This window comes from Bradyrhizobium sp. HKCCYLRH2015, from assembly GCF_051168215.1.
Classification (GTDB): Bacteria; Pseudomonadota; Alphaproteobacteria; order Rhizobiales; family Xanthobacteraceae; genus Bradyrhizobium.
Genome location: NZ_JBNPUO010000003.1, coordinates 180,553 through 195,159, shown reverse-complemented (window position 1 = coordinate 195,159; position 14,607 = coordinate 180,553). Strand labels below are relative to the sequence as shown.

At 65.4% G+C, this 14,607-nt stretch carries 14 protein-coding genes; 9 read left to right on the top strand and 5 right to left on the bottom strand.

The window, feature by feature from the left end; all coding sequences use genetic code 11:
- The first annotated feature begins 9 nt into the window (after positions 1-9).
- Positions 10-645, top strand: coding sequence for a LysE family translocator (locus tag ACQR1H_RS08915; protein ID WP_315800494.1), 636 nt, complete (start codon positions 10-12; stop codon positions 643-645).
- A gap of 222 nt (positions 646-867) precedes the next feature.
- Here the strand turns inward: ACQR1H_RS08915 and ACQR1H_RS08910 are convergent, their stop codons facing one another.
- The gene (locus tag ACQR1H_RS08910) at positions 868-1,494 is read right to left on the bottom strand and encodes a glutathione S-transferase family protein (RefSeq protein ID WP_316183114.1); all 627 of its coding nucleotides are present in this window, start codon (positions 1,492-1,494) and stop codon (positions 868-870) included.
- A 167-nt stretch (positions 1,495-1,661) separates the two neighbouring features.
- On the opposite strand from ACQR1H_RS08910, the gene pyrE reads away from it, so the two are divergent.
- Both pyrE and ACQR1H_RS08900 read left to right on the top strand, forming a co-directional pair.
- A complete protein-coding gene (gene pyrE / locus ACQR1H_RS08905; protein WP_315800496.1) occupies positions 1,662-2,219 on the top strand; it encodes an orotate phosphoribosyltransferase in 558 nt (185 codons plus the stop codon).
- Between the two features lie 188 nt (positions 2,220-2,407).
- Positions 2,408-3,223 carry a DUF2865 domain-containing protein gene (locus tag ACQR1H_RS08900; protein ID WP_315800900.1) on the top strand — a complete coding sequence of 272 codons (816 nt, stop codon included), beginning with the start codon at positions 2,408-2,410 and terminating at the stop codon, positions 3,221-3,223.
- Positions 3,224-3,352: 129 nt separating this feature from the next.
- On the opposite strand, the gene ACQR1H_RS08895 is transcribed toward ACQR1H_RS08900, so the two are convergent.
- Positions 3,353-3,784: a hypothetical protein gene (locus ACQR1H_RS08895; protein WP_315800497.1), complete on the bottom strand. Its 432-nt coding sequence runs from the start codon at positions 3,782-3,784 to the stop codon at positions 3,353-3,355.
- Positions 3,785-3,962: 178 nt separating this feature from the next.
- Between ACQR1H_RS08895 and ACQR1H_RS08890 the strand changes: the two genes are divergently transcribed.
- From ACQR1H_RS08890 to ACQR1H_RS08880, 3 genes are all read left to right on the top strand, one after another.
- Positions 3,963-4,265 (top strand): GIY-YIG nuclease family protein, encoded by a 303-nt coding sequence (locus ACQR1H_RS08890; protein ID WP_434838479.1) that lies wholly within the window; start codon positions 3,963-3,965, stop codon positions 4,263-4,265.
- 226 nt (positions 4,266-4,491) lie between these two features.
- Positions 4,492-6,999: a glycogen/starch/alpha-glucan phosphorylase gene (locus ACQR1H_RS08885; RefSeq protein ID WP_434907428.1), complete on the top strand. Its 2,508-nt coding sequence runs from the start codon at positions 4,492-4,494 to the stop codon at positions 6,997-6,999.
- A 105-nt stretch (positions 7,000-7,104) separates the two neighbouring features.
- Complete coding sequence (locus tag ACQR1H_RS08880) at positions 7,105-7,920, top strand: acyl-CoA thioesterase (protein WP_434886850.1); 816 nt, start codon at positions 7,105-7,107, stop codon at positions 7,918-7,920.
- 252 nt (positions 7,921-8,172) lie between these two features.
- Here the strand turns inward: ACQR1H_RS08880 and ACQR1H_RS08875 are convergent, their stop codons facing one another.
- The 3 genes from ACQR1H_RS08875 to ACQR1H_RS08865 form a co-directional block, all read right to left on the bottom strand.
- Positions 8,173-9,786, bottom strand: a complete 1,614-nt coding sequence (locus ACQR1H_RS08875) for a phosphoenolpyruvate carboxykinase (RefSeq protein WP_434886851.1) — start codon at positions 9,784-9,786, stop codon at positions 8,173-8,175.
- Positions 9,787-9,895: 109 nt separating this feature from the next.
- The gene (locus tag ACQR1H_RS08870; RefSeq protein ID WP_315800502.1) at positions 9,896-10,168 is read right to left on the bottom strand and encodes a hypothetical protein; all 273 of its coding nucleotides are present in this window, start codon (positions 10,166-10,168) and stop codon (positions 9,896-9,898) included.
- 298 nt (positions 10,169-10,466) lie between these two features.
- Positions 10,467-11,192, bottom strand: a complete 726-nt coding sequence (locus ACQR1H_RS08865) for a HugZ family protein (RefSeq protein WP_316183117.1) — start codon at positions 11,190-11,192, stop codon at positions 10,467-10,469.
- Between the two features lie 217 nt (positions 11,193-11,409).
- Between ACQR1H_RS08865 and ACQR1H_RS08860 the strand changes: the two genes are divergently transcribed.
- From ACQR1H_RS08860 to ACQR1H_RS08850, 3 genes are all read left to right on the top strand, one after another.
- Positions 11,410-12,111 carry a response regulator transcription factor gene (locus tag ACQR1H_RS08860; protein WP_006611449.1) on the top strand — a complete coding sequence of 234 codons (702 nt, stop codon included), beginning with the start codon at positions 11,410-11,412 and terminating at the stop codon, positions 12,109-12,111.
- Between the two features lie 226 nt (positions 12,112-12,337).
- Positions 12,338-14,143, top strand: a complete 1,806-nt coding sequence (locus ACQR1H_RS08855) for a sensor histidine kinase (RefSeq protein WP_315800503.1) — start codon at positions 12,338-12,340, stop codon at positions 14,141-14,143.
- On the top strand, positions 14,140-14,601 hold the full coding sequence (locus ACQR1H_RS08850) for an HPr kinase/phosphorylase (RefSeq protein ID WP_315800504.1): 462 nt from the start codon (positions 14,140-14,142) through the stop codon (positions 14,599-14,601). Before ACQR1H_RS08855 ends, ACQR1H_RS08850 begins: the two co-directional genes overlap by 4 nt.
- Positions 14,602-14,607: the final 6 nt, after the last annotated feature.

Genomic DNA, 14,607 nt, shown 5'->3' with positions numbered 1-14,607 from the left:
GAGCCAGTCATGCCGCACACATCGTCCCTGCTCGCCTTCGCGCTCGTCTCGCTCGGCATGGTGCTGACGCCCGGGCCGAACATGATCTATCTGATCTCGCGCTCGATCACGCAGGGCCACGCCGCCGGCCTGATCTCGCTCGGCGGCGTCGCCACAGGCTTTCTGGCCTACATGCTGGCCGCGGCGTTCGGCATCACGGCGCTGCTGTTTGCCGTGCCGTTCGCCTATGACGCGCTGCGCCTCGCCGGCGCGGCCTACCTGCTTTATCTGGCCTGGCAGGCGGTGAAGCCGGGCGGACGCTCGCCATTCCAGGTGAGGAAGCTCGCCATCGACAGCCCGCGTCGGCTGTTCCTGATGGGGCTCGCCACCAACCTGCTGAACCCGAAGATCGCGATGCTGTATCTGGCGCTGCTGCCGCAGTTCATCGATCCCGCTGTCGGCAGCGTGCTGACGCAGTCGGTGGTGCTGGGCGCGATCCAGATCGTGATCAGCGTCAGCGTCAACGCCATGATCGCCATGGCGGCGGGATCGATCGCGCTGTTCCTGGCGACACGGCCGAGCTGGGCGCTGGTACAGCGCTATCTGATGGGCACGGTGCTCGCGGGACTTGCGGTGCGGATGGCGCTGGAGGCGCGGCGCGGGTGATTTCCATCGGCTCCTCCGTCCTGTCCGCCGAAGCTCCCTTTAGCGACGGGGGATGTGGAGGAGGCCGGCTCACGCGCCGGCATGCGACGGGGCGGGCATGTTCGCGCTAGAGCGATACCGCCCGCGTGGCTCCCCCTCCCCGGCCCTCCCCCGCAAGCGGGAGAGGGAGCGCACCGCCGGCGCGGAAGACAGCATCGCCCCCCAGCGACAGAGCAGCGGCCATCAATCCAGCTTCGCCTCCATGCCGCGCTTCACGGCGGGGCGGGCCATCAGGGTATCGTACCAGCGCTTGACGTGGGGGAAGTCGGCCAGATCGACCTTGTGGCGCGGGTGGCGCCAGGCCCAGCCGAGAATGGCGAAGTCGGCGATCGAGAGCGCGCCTGCGACGAACTCGTGCTGCGCCAGCCGGCGGTCGAGCACGCCATAGAGCCGGACCGTCTCGGCCATGTAGCGCTTGAGGCCGTAGGCGCGGTCCTGTTCGTCGGTCAACGCGATGAAATGGTGCACCTGGCCGGGCATCGGGCCGAAACCGCCCATCTGCCACATCAGCCATTCATAGACCGGGATCCGCTCGGCGACGGATCTCGGCAGGAACTGGCCGGTCTTCTCGGCCAGATAGAGCAGGATGGCGCCGGACTCGAACACGCTGACCGGCTTGCCATCCGGGCCGTCGGGATCGACGATCGCCGGGATCTTGTTGTTGGGGCTGATCGCCAGGAACTCCGGCGCCATCTGGGCGCCCTTGGTGATGTCGACCGGAATGACGCGGTAGGGCAGCGCCATCTCCTCCAGCGCGACCGAGATTTTGCGCCCGTTCGGGGTGTTCCAGGTGTACAGCTCGATCGTCATACGGGCATCCTTCCCAATCGTCCTTGCTTGGTCGCGGGCTCCCATTAGCTCGAAACTGCATCCGGCTTCAAACGTAGCGTTGTTGATGGGACATCGTGGCGGCTGGTCTCCGCCGCCCGCCCCCGATAGATTGCGCCACCCAAGAATCCACCCTCAGGGGAAACGCCGTGTCCAAATCCGCCTCCCGCGCCCGCCTCCTCGAGATCATCCGCAGGCGCTCGTTCGGCCGTGGCGAGATCACGCTGGCCTCCGGCCGCAAGAGCGACTTCTATTTCAACCTGAAGCCGACCATGATGGACCCGGAGGGCGCCACGTTGCTCGCCGAGCTCACCTATGAGGCGCTGAAGGACGAAGGCTTCGATTATATCGGCGGCCTGGAGATGGGCGCGGTGCCGCTGGCCGGCGCCATCGCCCAGATCTCCTGGATCAAGGGCCATCCGATCGCGGCCTTCTTCGTGCGCAAGAAGCCGAAGGAGCACGGCGCCAGGCTGGCGATCGAGGGCCTCGCCCGGGACGAGACCCTGGCGGGCAAACGCATCGTCGTGGTCGAGGACGTCACCACCACCGGCGGCTCGGCGATGAAGGCGGTGGAAACCCTGCGCGAGGCCGGCGCCGAGGTGGCGCTGGTGTTCACCATGGTCGATCGCGAGGAAGGCGCCGCCGAGACCTTCGCCCAGGCCGGCCTGCCGTTCCAGGCGCTCTACAAGGCGCGCGAATTCCTCTGAGGCGCCTGGCGCGCGGCGCAATTCGCCGTCCGCGCATACCGCTCATTTACCAACGCCCGTTAAGGTTACCGCAAAGCTGATGACGCCGTGCCTTGGGCATGGCGCGTTCGATCGCACATGATCGGGCGACGTGGGTTGCCGCGTCACGGCGTGGCTTTGCGGTGAAGATCCTGGCGATGGAGCGGGCGTTGCGTAGCGTGTTGTCGTTTCGGCGGAGGTCCCGCCACGTCGCTGTCGCGGCGACGGTCGGCCTCGTCGCCGCCGGCGCGCTGGCGCCGCGGATGGCGTCGGCCCAGGGCCTGTTCGACTTCCTGTTCGGCGGCTTCAACAAGCCGCAATCGCAGCGGCCAGCGCAGGGCAGCTCCTTCGATCCGTTCGGCACCAACCCGCAGGCCGCCCCGCAGCCGCGCGTGGCGTCTGGATCAGGCGCGGCGTTCTGCGTGCGCACCTGCGACGGCCGCTATTTTCCGCTGACGCGCGGCCTCGCCTCGCCGGCGCAGATGTGCCAGGCGTTCTGCCCGGCGAGCCCGACCAGGATCTATTACGGCTCCAACATCGACTACGCGACCGCCAGCAATGGCGAGCGCTATGCCGACAGCGAGACCGCGTTCGCCTATCGGCAGGCGCTGCGCGCCGACTGCACCTGCAACGGCCGCGATCCGGCCGGGCTGGCGCCGGTCGACCTGTCGCTCGACACCTCGCTGCGTCCCGGCGACGTGGTCGCCACCAGCGACGGCCTCGTCGCCTATTCGGGCACGCGCGGCAGCGGCGGCCAGCCGGCCGACTTCAAGCCGGTCGCCTCCTATCCCGGGCTGACCTCGGACACGCGGGCCAAGCTGAGCGAGATGAAGGTGGCGCCGGTGCGCGCCGAGATGCTGGCGGCCGATGCGCTCGCCGCCATGCCGCCGCCCGAGGCCAATGCCGGCAATGTCAGCGTCGCGCCGCCGATGGCAATCGCGCCGAAGCCGGCCACGGGCCGCGCCAAACGCGCGGACGTGGATTGAATTTTAGTCCTCGTCATTGCGAGCGCAGCGCAGCAATCCAGAGTCTCGCACTCCACCCTGGATGCTTCCGCCTTCGCCCTGCGGGCTTCGGCGGACACGTCGCTGCGCTCGCAATGACGGAACGCTGACCTAGCGTCCCACGATTACGCCGATGACGTTCGGCGCTTCCAGGTACTTTTCCTCGATCGCCGCCCGCGCGGCGGCGCGGTTGTCCGGCGTCAGCAGGCCGCGCTTCTCGGCGAGGATCATCCAGCAGAAGCCCCACCAGTCCGACAGCATGCCTTCGTCGTCGACCAGGTCGTAGCCTTGCTCGGCGGCAAAGATGCGCGCCCGCGCCTCGTCCAGGCCATCGAGGAAGGTGTGGTCGGTGGCCGAGAACAGGTCGTCGGAAATGTCGTCGGTGGTGTAGCCCCAGACCGACATGCACACCGCGTTGAACGCGCGGTCGATCTGGTCGTCGTCGACGGCCCGCCGCCGCGCGGTCTTGTGCAGCCGCGTCAGACTGCGCGCGAAGTCGGCAATGCGGGTCAGGGCCAGAGGATCGAAGGCGATATTGGACATGGGTGTCCTCGCGGGATGCACTGATGCCGGGGGCTGGCGGATCGAATCGCTGTAGGGATAACGATCGCTTGCTAAATTGTTCTTAATTTGTTCTATTTGAAAAAGGAAGTCAATTGTCGTCGTCCCGGCCCCCGAGCCGGGACCCAGACCCACCGCAGCCGATTGTTTGGCACGCGCTATGAGCACTGAGGCCGCATGGACGGTCTACATTCTTGCCAGTGGCCACCACGGCACGCTGTACATCGGGGTGACCAACGATGTCAGGAAGCGCCTTGAAGACCACCGTGCCGGGCGAGGGTCCAAGTTCGTCAGCAGGTACAAGGTTTTTCGGCTTGTCTATGTCGAACGTTTCGCGCGCCCGCTAGAGGCGATCGCCCGCGAGAAGCAGCTCAAGAATTGGCATCGCGACTGGAAGGTCGAGCTGATTGAGACGGACAACCCTGATTGGAGTGACTTGTCGGGCCTGATCGTAGGCCGGTGAGTCTGGATCCCGGCTTTCGCCGGGATGACGACGGTCGAGAGACCTCGATCCATCTCTCCCACGCACCCGCAGCAACAGCCTTCCGCGTTCCCTGCCCGGAACCCGGCCTGAACTTTGCATCATTTTCCATCACCTTGCTGTGCGGACCAGCCTTTCCCCGGGTTTCGGACCGCGCGCAACCATCGTATGCTTTTACCGGTTCCTCGTAGCATCACAGGTTTCCAAGGTGACAGATCAGCCGTCCCAGCGCAGCTTCGTAAGCACCGGCCAGCCCGTCGACGAATTGGCGGTCGCTGAGATCAAGAGCGACATCCTGGCCAAGCTTCGCCTCGCCATCGGCAAGGAGGCGAGCCAGGCGACGCAACAGGACTGGTATCACGCCGCGGCGCTGACCTTGCGCGACCGCATCGTGCATCGCTGGCTGACCGCGGACAAGGAGAGCTACGATGCCGGGCGCAAGCGGGTCTATTATCTCAGCCTCGAATTCCTGATCGGCCGTCTGTTCACCGACGCGCTCAACAACATGGGCCTGATGAAGGTGTTCGAGACCGCGCTCGGCGATCTCGGCGTCGGCCTGATGGACCTGCGCAAATGCGAGCCGGATGCCGCGCTCGGCAATGGCGGCCTGGGACGACTGGCGGCGTGCTTCATGGAGAGCATGTCGACGTTGCAGATCCCGGCGATCGGCTACGGCATCCGCTATGATTTCGGCCTGTTCCGCCAGGTCATCGTCGACGGCTGGCAGCACGAATATCCCGACGTCTGGCTGTCGTTCGGCAATCCCTGGGAGTTCCAGCGCCCCGAGGTGGTCTATCATGTCCATTTCGGCGGCGGCGTCGAGCATGTCGACGACAAGGGCCGCGACCGCGCGATCTGGCATCCCGGCGAAACCGTGCAGGCGGTCGCCTATGACACGCCGATCGTCGGCTGGCGCGGCCAGCATGTGAATGCGCTCAGGCTGTGGTCGGCGCGCTCGCCCGATCCGCTGAAGCTCGACGTGTTCAACTCCGGCGACTATCTCGGCGCCTCCGCCGAAGAGGCGCGCGCCGAGGCGATCTGCAAGTTCCTGTATCCGAACGACGAGAGCCCGGCGGGCCGCGAGCTGCGGCTGCGCCAGGAATACTTTTTCGTCTCGGCCTCGCTGCAGGACCTCGTCAAGCGCCATCTCGGCTCCGACGGCCAGCTGCGCAGCCTGGCGCAGAAGGCCGCGGTGCAGCTCAACGACACGCATCCTTCGCTCGCGGTGGCCGAGCTGATGCGGATCCTGGTCGACCTGCACAATTTCCGCTGGGACGAGGCGTGGAAGGTCACCGTCGCGACCTTGTCCTACACCAACCACACGCTGCTGCCGGAGGCGCTCGAGACCTGGCCGGTCGAGCTGTTCGAGCGGCTGCTGCCGCGGCATCTCGAGATCATCTACCGCATCAATGCGCAGCATCTCGCGCTCGCCGAGCAGCGCGCACCGGGTGACATCGACTACCGCGCCTCGGTGTCCCTGATCGACGAGAAGAGCGGCCGCCGCGTGCGCATGGGCCAGCTCGCCTTCGTCGGCTCGCACCGCATCAACGGCGTCTCGGCGATGCATTCCGACCTGATGAAGGAGACCGTGTTCCACGATCTCAACCATCTCTATCCCGGCCGCATCACCAACAAGACCAACGGCATCACCTTCCGCCGTTGGCTGACCCTGGCCAATCCCAAGCTGACGAACCTGTTGTGCGAGGCCTGCGGCGACGCCGTCGTCGACGATCCGACCTTGCTCTCGAGCCTCGAGAGCTACGTCGCCGACGCCGGCTTCCACCAGAAGTTCCGCAGCGTGAAGCACCACAACAAGGTGCTGCTGGCGCGCCTGATCGGCGAGCGCATGAACGTGCGCCTCGATCCGGGCGCGCTGTTCGACGTGCAGATCAAGCGCATTCACGAATACAAGCGCCAGCTCCTGAACATCCTGGAAGCGGTCGCCCTGTACCAGGACATGAAAGATGATCCGCAGCGCGACTGGGTTCCGCGGGTGAAGATCTTCGCCGGCAAGGCCGCGGCGAGCTACCGCTACGCCAAGCTGATCATCAAGCTGATCAACGACGTCGCCGAGGTCGTCAACAACGATCCCGCGATCGGCGGCAAGCTGAAGGTCGTGTTCATGGCGGACTACAATGTCAGCCTGGCCGAAGCGATCATTCCCGCGGCGGATCTCTCCGAGCAGATCTCGACCGCCGGCATGGAGGCCTCCGGCACCGGCAACATGAAGCTGGCGCTGAACGGCGCGCTTACCATCGGCACGCTGGACGGCGCCAATATCGAGATCCGCGACAATGTCGGCGCCGACAACATCGCGATCTTCGGCATGGAGGCCGACGAGGTCATGCTCCGCCGCAAGCAGGGGCTGGACGCGACCGACGTGATCCACCGGTCACCGCGGCTGGCGCGCGCGATCGACGCGATCGCGTCCGGCGCGTTCTCGCCGGACGAGCCCGGCCGGTTCGAGCCCATCGCACATGCGCTGCGCCATCTCGACCACTACATGGTCTCGGCCGATTTCGATTCCTACTACGAGGCCCAGCGCGGCATCGATGCACGCTGGCAGACCGTGCCGGCCTGGACCCGCGCCTCGATCCTCAACGTCGCGCGCATGGCGTGGTTCTCCTCCGACCGCACCATCCGCGAATATGCCGACGACATCTGGAACGTGCCGGTCGGCCCGGTGATGGCACCGGTGCACGCGCAGCGGGCGTGACGGGCCCTTCCCCTCGCCTTCAGCAATGACCCATGACGTCATTGCAGAGGCGTTCCATTGCGTTTCACCTGACGGCCATCATACGATGACCGTCGGGAGGAATGCATGACCGAACCGCCAGTTCACCTGTTCGACGAGGCCACCCGCGTCACCGCCGGTGACAGCCGCTGGCAGGGAAGGACCAGCCCGGACTACTGGGCTTTCGTCGGCCCGTTCGGCGGCGTCACGGCGGCGACCGTGCTGCGCGCCTTGATCCAGCATCCGCAAATCGCCGGCGATCCGCTGGCGATGACGGTCAACTATTGCGCGCCGATCGCGGAGGGACCGTTCGATCTCGACGTCCGGCTGGTGAAGGCCAACCGCTCCTCGCAGCATTGGTGCGTCGAGCTGAGCCAGGGCGATGCCGACGCGGTCACGCTGGCGACCGCTGTCTTCGCCGAGCGCCGGCCATCGTGGTCGCACCAGCCGGCCGTCAAGCCCGACGCGCCGCCGTTCGATCAGGTCAGGCGCTATCCTGATGCGGGAATGTCCTGGACCAAGCAGTACGACTTCCGCTTCGTGGAGGGACGGCCGGACTTCGGCAGTCGTTCAGACGAACCGCGCAGCGCCTATTCGCGGCTGTGGATCTCCGACCGCAAGCCGCGCAAGCTGGATTGCCTGTCGCTGCTGTCGATGTCGGACGCCTTCTTCGGCCGCGCGTTCCATGTCCGTGGCGAGTTGATTCCGTTCGGCACGGTGTCGCTGACCACCTACTTCCACGTCAGCCGCGAGGAACTGGCCGCCGAGGACATCACGCATGTGCTCGCGACCGCAGACGCCAAGGTGTTCAACCGCAGCTACCAGGACCAGCATGGCGAGCTGTGGTCGCCGTCCGGCCGGCTGCTCGCGACGACGACGCAGATCGCGTATTTCAAGGCGTGAGCCTGGACGCCGGCAAAATGAACGGTGTCGTCCCGGCCTTGAGCCGGGACCCATAACCACCGTCGGCAATTTGGCGAAGGCTGGAGCGGCCAGCATGCCGCATCACACCGCCCTGTGGTTATGGGTCCCGGCGTTCGCCGGGACGACAGCGGTGGATGGGGCTTGAGTTCGCCCCTCTCGTGCATCAGCAGAGGGAGCGGGAAAATAGTAAGAGCCAGCCGCAATGCGGCCGACCCCTTCGCATTTGCAGCCCTACTCCGCCGCCAGCTTCAGATCCGGCGCGGCGTTACGGACCTCGGCGTCGACCTGGGCTTCGAACTTGGCAAAATTCTTCTGGAACATGCCGACCAGCGCGCGCGCGGTCTTGTCGAACTCGGCCTTGTCCTTCCAGGTGTTGACCGGGTCGAGAATCTCGCTCGGCACGCCCGGCAGCGCGGTCGGCACCGCGAAGCCGAAATATTTGTCGGTGCGGAACTCGACGTTGCGCAAGGAGCCGTCGAGTGCCGCCGTCAGCAGCGCACGCGTCACCTTGATGGGCATGCGCGAGCCCGTGCCGTACTTGCCGCCGGTCCAGCCGGTGTTGACCAGCCAGCAGTCGACATTGTGCTCGGCGATCAGCTGCCGCAGCATGTTGCCGTAGACCGACGGATCGAGCGGCAGGAACGGCGAGCCGAAGCAGGTCGAGAACTCCGGCTGCGGCTCGTTGCCGAGGCCGCGCTCGGTGCCGGCGACCTTGGCGGTGTAGCCGGACAGGAAGTGGTACATCGCCTGCGCCGGCGACAGCTTTGCGATCGGCGGCAGCACGCCGAAGGCGTCGGCGGCGAGCATCACGACGTTCTTCGGATGCGGCGCGCGACCCGTGCGCGAAGCGTTCGGAATGAAGTCGAGCGGATAGGCGGAGCGGGTGTTCTCGGTCTTGGAGCCGTCGTCGAAATCGGGGACGCGGTTGTCCTCGTCGAGCACCACGTTCTCGAGCACGGCGCCGAAACGGGTCGACGCCGCGAAGATCTGCGGCTCGGCTTCCCGCGACAGCTTGATGCACTTGGCGTAGCAGCCGCCCTCGAAGTTGAACACGCCGGACGGGCCCCAGCCGTGCTCGTCGTCGCCGATCAGGGTGCGGTTCGGATCGGCCGACAGCGTGGTCTTGCCGGTGCCGGACAGGCCGAAGAAGATCGCGGTGTCGCCCTTCGGCCCAACATTGGCCGAGCAGTGCATCGGCATCACGCCGCGCGCGGGCAGATAGTAGTTGAGCGTCGTGAACACGCTCTTCTTCATCTCGCCGGCATAATAAGACCCGCCGATCAGGACGATCTTGCGGGCGAAATCGATCGCGACGACGTTCTGCGAGCGCACGCCGTGACGTTTCGGGTCGGCGCGGAAGCTCGGCATGTCGATGATCGTGAGCTCCGGCACGAAGGTGTCGAGCTCGATCTTTTCGGGGCGGATCAGAAGCGTGCGGATGAAAAGCGAGTGCCAGGCGAGCTCGGTGAAAACGCGCGTCTTGATGCGGAAGGTGGGGTCGGCGCCGCCATAGAGATCCTGCGCGAACAGGGTCTTGCCTTCGGCGTGCTTGATGAAATCCTGATGCAGCGCCTCGAACTGCTCGGGCGTGATCGCCTGGTTGCCCGCCCACCACATTTTTTCGGTGGAGGCGTCGCGCACCGTGAACTTGTCCTTCGGGCTGCGACCGGTGAACTCGCCAGTATCCGCGCAAAGCGCCCCGTCGGCCGACAGCACCGCCTCGCCCGCCGCCAGCGAATACTGATAGAGCTGGGGAGCGCCGAGATTCCAGTGCACCTGCTTGAGGTTCTTTAAGCCGAACTTGTCGGCACCGAAGGCGCCGTTGCGAATACCCGTCTCTTGCACGAAGATCCCTCCTGAGAGCCCGCGTCCGTTGCGCGCAGTCGCGCGCGTTGCGCGGTGACCGTTGCCGTTACATCGCCTTATCGAAGCGCGGTCGCCGACCTAATACTGATCAACGCTGGTCTTGCCAAGACGATCCGGCCCAATTGGTTATTGGCAATTCGTGATGCACGTAGCTCATCTTTTGCCGCGCCATGCACATTCCAGCAGCAGCCACCTGCGCCGCGCTCAGATGCTGCAACGCAACAGATATATCAGCGCGGTTGGGTTTCACGAGGAACGACGAACGACGCTCGAATCGACGGATTCGCGCAGGCAAACGAAGACCAAGCGACGACCGAGCATCCGGCAGCGGCTGTCGCAGCGCCTCGCGGAAACCGATCAAGGGAGGCCGCCCGAGCCGACGGAATGTGCCGGTGATCGGCCGTGTCGTCGCCACACCCGATCAGCCAGCTTCCCTTCACGATGGCCTCGCGCCTGCGGGATCACATCGTCCGATTCTCCCGGCCGCGACGTCAACGAGCTCACTCGCGCCCACGCCACGAAGTTTGCGCGACGCTCACCCTCTGCAGGACATGGAGCGCGCACATCGAGATTCACCACAAGCTGCCTTCATGCGTGAACTTCGCCGTCTTCCGTCACGGGAGATGAGCACAGTCATCAAAGTGGGCTCGAACTACACCTCACTTCGCGCGGGCCTCGTCAGCAAGCCGCACCAGCATCTTGCGCAACGCCCCGGGCGTGGTCACGCGCTCGGGAAACTCGAGCCGCAGCGTCCTGCCGTCGGCCATCAGATCCAATCCCTCCGGGTCACAGCCGCTACACCGCCACTCCGCTGCTTCGGCGCCGAGCAGCTTCGTCGCGTAGAGGGCGAGCGCCTCGCGGTGATCTTCGTTCATGTGATCGACGGCGCCCTGCTCTGCCAGAATCAGTTCGTCAGCAACGGATATATCCGTGAGAAACTGCTCCGGCTTGAGATCGACGATGCGGCCGAATCCGGCGACGAGATGCGCGCCTGACGGACGAATCACGAAGAACGAGAAGTCGGCGAATTCAGCATAGTCCGCAGCGGACGGATGCGCATTGAGATACCGACGGCGCAGCACCTCGCGATTGTCGTCGGCGGCCTGCTCGGCCTTGCCCGACAGCATGATGCGAGATCCCTCGAGCGGATCGCCCGGCGCGCGTTCATCGAGCATCAGCGACACGCGCGAATCGGCAAGTAGATTTCTGGTGTGCACAGCTAATCGCGAAATCAGGATGATCGGAGCACCATCGGACGCGGTGGCGACGTTGACGAGGGAGCAGTAGGGATCGCCAGAACCAACCATCAAGGTCGCAAGGGCGCCCTGCCGGCTTCGGCGCAGCAGGGAATGCGTGACGCGGTTAGGGTTAAAGCTCGCAGACATCGTCTTTCCCTCGTCCATCCAGTTGCAATGAAGGCCTTTTTTCGGCTAAACGGGCCACAAACCTGGGCACGGCACAAGACTTTGCCATGGTATTTGTGGAACTCGGTCACACTTCAGCCCAGCTTGCATTGCTCGTTGACCATGTTCGAAGCCCAAATACGCGGCCCTTATCTTGATTCTCGAAGTCTCGGCGTAACCAGACTCTGAAAGCAGGCTCATGCCCACAATCGCCTTGGTCGATGACGACCGCAACATTCTGACATCCGTCTCCATCGCGCTTGAGGCCGAGGGTTATCGGATCATGACCTATACCGATGGTGCGTCGGCGCTCGACGGTTTTCGGACCAGCCAGCCTGATCTCGCCATCCTCGACATCAAGATGCCGCGCATGGACGGCATGGAGACCCTGCGGCGGCTGCGCCAGAAGTCCGACCTGCCGGTGATCTTCCTCACCTCCAAGGACGAGGAGATCGACGAGCTGTTCGGCCTGAAGATGGGCGCGGACGACTTCATCCGCAAACCGTTCTCGCAGCGCCTGCTGGTGGAGCGCGTCAAGGCCGTGCTGCGCCGCTCGCAGCCCAAGGATCCGACGGCGCTGCCGAAGGAGAACGACGCCAAGGCGCTCGATCGCGGCCTGCTGCGCATGGATCCGGAGCGTCACACCTGCACCTGGAAGAACGAGCCGGTCACGCTGACCGTCACCGAGTTCCTGATCCTGCAGGCGCTGGCGCAGCGTCCGGGCGTGGTCAAGAGCCGCAATGCGCTGATGGACGCGGCCTATGACGACCAGGTCTATGTCGACGACCGCACCATCGACAGCCACATCAAGCGGCTGCGCAAGAAGTTCAAGATGGTCGACGAGGAGTTCGAGATGATCGAGACCCTCTACGGCGTCGGCTATCGCTTCAAGGAAACCTGAAGCCAAGGCCTGAAGCAGGGACCTGAAGCATTGCCTTGCGCGACGTCATGCGAAATTGCGCGCTGACGTCGCGGTCTCGATTGGATAGGCTACGCCTCCTGCGCGTTTATCCGGGCGCAGATGCCGGAACGGAGCCATTGTTGCGGCGAATTCGGGTGCGGCAAGTCGAGTTCTCACGGGAATTCGCCGCACAACCCCTACGAAATCCGGAATCGGAGCACTCACATTGCTCGATCGCACGCAGCTTGACCCAGCAGTGAATGGCCACGACGCCGCGGCGACGATCGCGTCCGACGCGGCGGAGGAGACCCCGAGGGTCTCCGGCTGGCAGCGTCCGCTGAGCTGGCTGCGCCGCGCCGGACAGTTCCTGTTCGCGCTGTCGTTCTCGAGCCTCACCCGCCGCATCGTCTCGCTGAACATCGCCGGCTTGCTCGCACTGGTTGCAAGCATTCTGTATCTGTCGCAGTTCCGCGCCGGCCTGATCGACGCGCGCGCGCAGAGTCTGCTGGTGCAGGCCGAGATCATCGCCGGCGCCATCGCCGCCTCGGCAACCGTGCAGACCAACACCATCACCATCGACCCCGAGCGCCTGCTCGATCTCAAGCCGGGCGAGAGCTACGGCGCGCCGGACGAATATTCGCCGCTCGATTTCCCGATCAATCCGGAACGCGTCGCGCCGGTGCTGCGCACGCTGATCTCGCCGACCAAGACGCGCGCGCGCATCTACGATCCGAATGGCGGGCTGCTGCTCGACAGCCGCAATCTGGAGAACGTGCTGCGGTTCGACCTGCCGCCGCCGTCGAGCGAGAAGCCCGGCTTCGTCGAGCGCGCGCTGATCTCGGTGCGCACTTGGCTCAATCGCGGCGACCTGCCGCTGTACCGCGAATACGGCCCCGAGAACGGCAACGGCTACGAGGAAGTCGCCGACGCGCTGAAGGGCCAGAAGCGCAGCATGGTCAGGGTCAACTCGCGCGGTGAAGTGATCGTCTCGGTCGCGGTGTCGGTGCAGCGCTCGCGCACCATCCACGGCGCCCTGATGCTGTCGACGCAGGGCGACGACATCGACCAGATGGTCACCGCCGAGCGGCTTGCCATTCTGAAGGTCGGCGGCGTTGCCTCCGCGGTGATGATCGTGCTGTCGCTCTTGCTCGCCAGCACCATCGCAGGTCCGGTGCGCCGGCTCGCCGACAGCGCCGAGCGCGTCCGCCGCCGCATCAAGACCCGCGTCGAGATCCCCGACTTCACCCGCCGCCGCGACGAGATCGGCCATCTCTCCGGCGCGCTGCGCGACATGACGGACGCGCTCTACAACCGCATCGAGGCGATCGAGATGTTCGCCGCCGACGTCGCCCACGAGCTCAAGAACCCGCTGACCTCGCTACGCTCGGCGGTCGAGACCCTGCCGCTGGCGCGCAACGACAACAGCCGCGCCCGCCTGCTGGCCGTGATCGAGCATGACGTGAAGCGGCTCGACCGGCTGATCTCCGACATTTCCGACGCCAGCCGGCTCGATGCCGAGCTGCAGCGCCAGGACATGACCCTGGTCGATCTGCGCCGCCTGCTGAACACGCTGACCTCGGTCGCCAACGAGACCAAGCTCGGCACCGACGTCACCGTCGAGGTCCGCTTCGAGGGCCGCGGCGCCAACGACACCTTCTCGGTGCCCGGTCATGATTCGCGGCTCGGCCAGGTGATCTCCAACCTTCTGTCGAATGCGCAATCGTTCTCCGCCGCCGGCGGCAAGGTGCGCATCACCTGCCGGCGCGTGCGCTCGGAGATCGAGATCACCGTCGATGATGACGGTCCCGGCATTCGCGAGGACGCCCTGCAGCGCATCTTCGAGCGGTTCTATACGGACCGGCCGCACCAGGGCTTCGGCCAGAATTCCGGCCTGGGCTTGTCGATCTCCAAGCAGATCATCGACGCCCATGGCGGGCGGATCTGGGCCGAGAACCGGCCCGGCCCTGTCGACGCCGACGGACATCCGACCTCGGCCGGGGCTCGCTTCATCGTCCGGCTGCCGGCGTCGTGACGAACGAAACGGCGAGCATCCATGCATCTGCCGTCCAGGTGGGGGAGCAGGCCGTCCTGATCCGGGGTCCCTCCGGTTCCGGCAAATCCCGACTCGCCTTCGATCTGATCCTCGCCGGACGCGCGGGGCAGCTGCCGCCAACGGTTCTGGTGGGCGACGACCGTGTTCATCTCGCCACACGCAGCGGGGAAATGTGGGTGAGCCCCGCGCCCGCCCTGGCCGGGCTGATCGAGATCCGCGGCCTTGGAATCCGCGCCTGCGACCATGTGTCGGAGGCGAAACTTGGGCTTGTGGTTGACCTGATGGCCGAGGACGCTGCCCGCCTGCCGAACGCCGAATCGCTTCGGATTCACCTCAACGGTATCGAATTGCCACGGATACCCGTGGGGCCGGGTTTTTCACCCTTCCCGATGGTTGTGGCGGCACTTATTACCACCCAGACTTTCATGTTCCGGTAATCTTTC

Coding starts and splice junctions, on each gene's coding strand:
- ACQR1H_RS08880 (WP_434886850.1), top strand. CDS start 7,105: ATGACCGAACCGCCAGTTCACCTGTTCGACGAGGCCACCCGCGTCACC.
- ACQR1H_RS08865 (WP_316183117.1), bottom strand. CDS start 11,192: ATGTCTGCGAGCTTTAACCCTAACCGCGTCACGCATTCCCTGCTGCGC.
- ACQR1H_RS08890 (WP_434838479.1), top strand. CDS start 3,963: ATGAGCACTGAGGCCGCATGGACGGTCTACATTCTTGCCAGTGGCCAC.
- ACQR1H_RS08915 (WP_315800494.1), top strand. CDS start 10: ATGCCGCACACATCGTCCCTGCTCGCCTTCGCGCTCGTCTCGCTCGGC.
- ACQR1H_RS08860 (WP_006611449.1), top strand. CDS start 11,410: ATGCCCACAATCGCCTTGGTCGATGACGACCGCAACATTCTGACATCC.
- ACQR1H_RS08910 (WP_316183114.1), bottom strand. CDS start 1,494: ATGACGATCGAGCTGTACACCTGGAACACCCCGAACGGGCGCAAAATC.
- ACQR1H_RS08895 (WP_315800497.1), bottom strand. CDS start 3,784: ATGTCCAATATCGCCTTCGATCCTCTGGCCCTGACCCGCATTGCCGAC.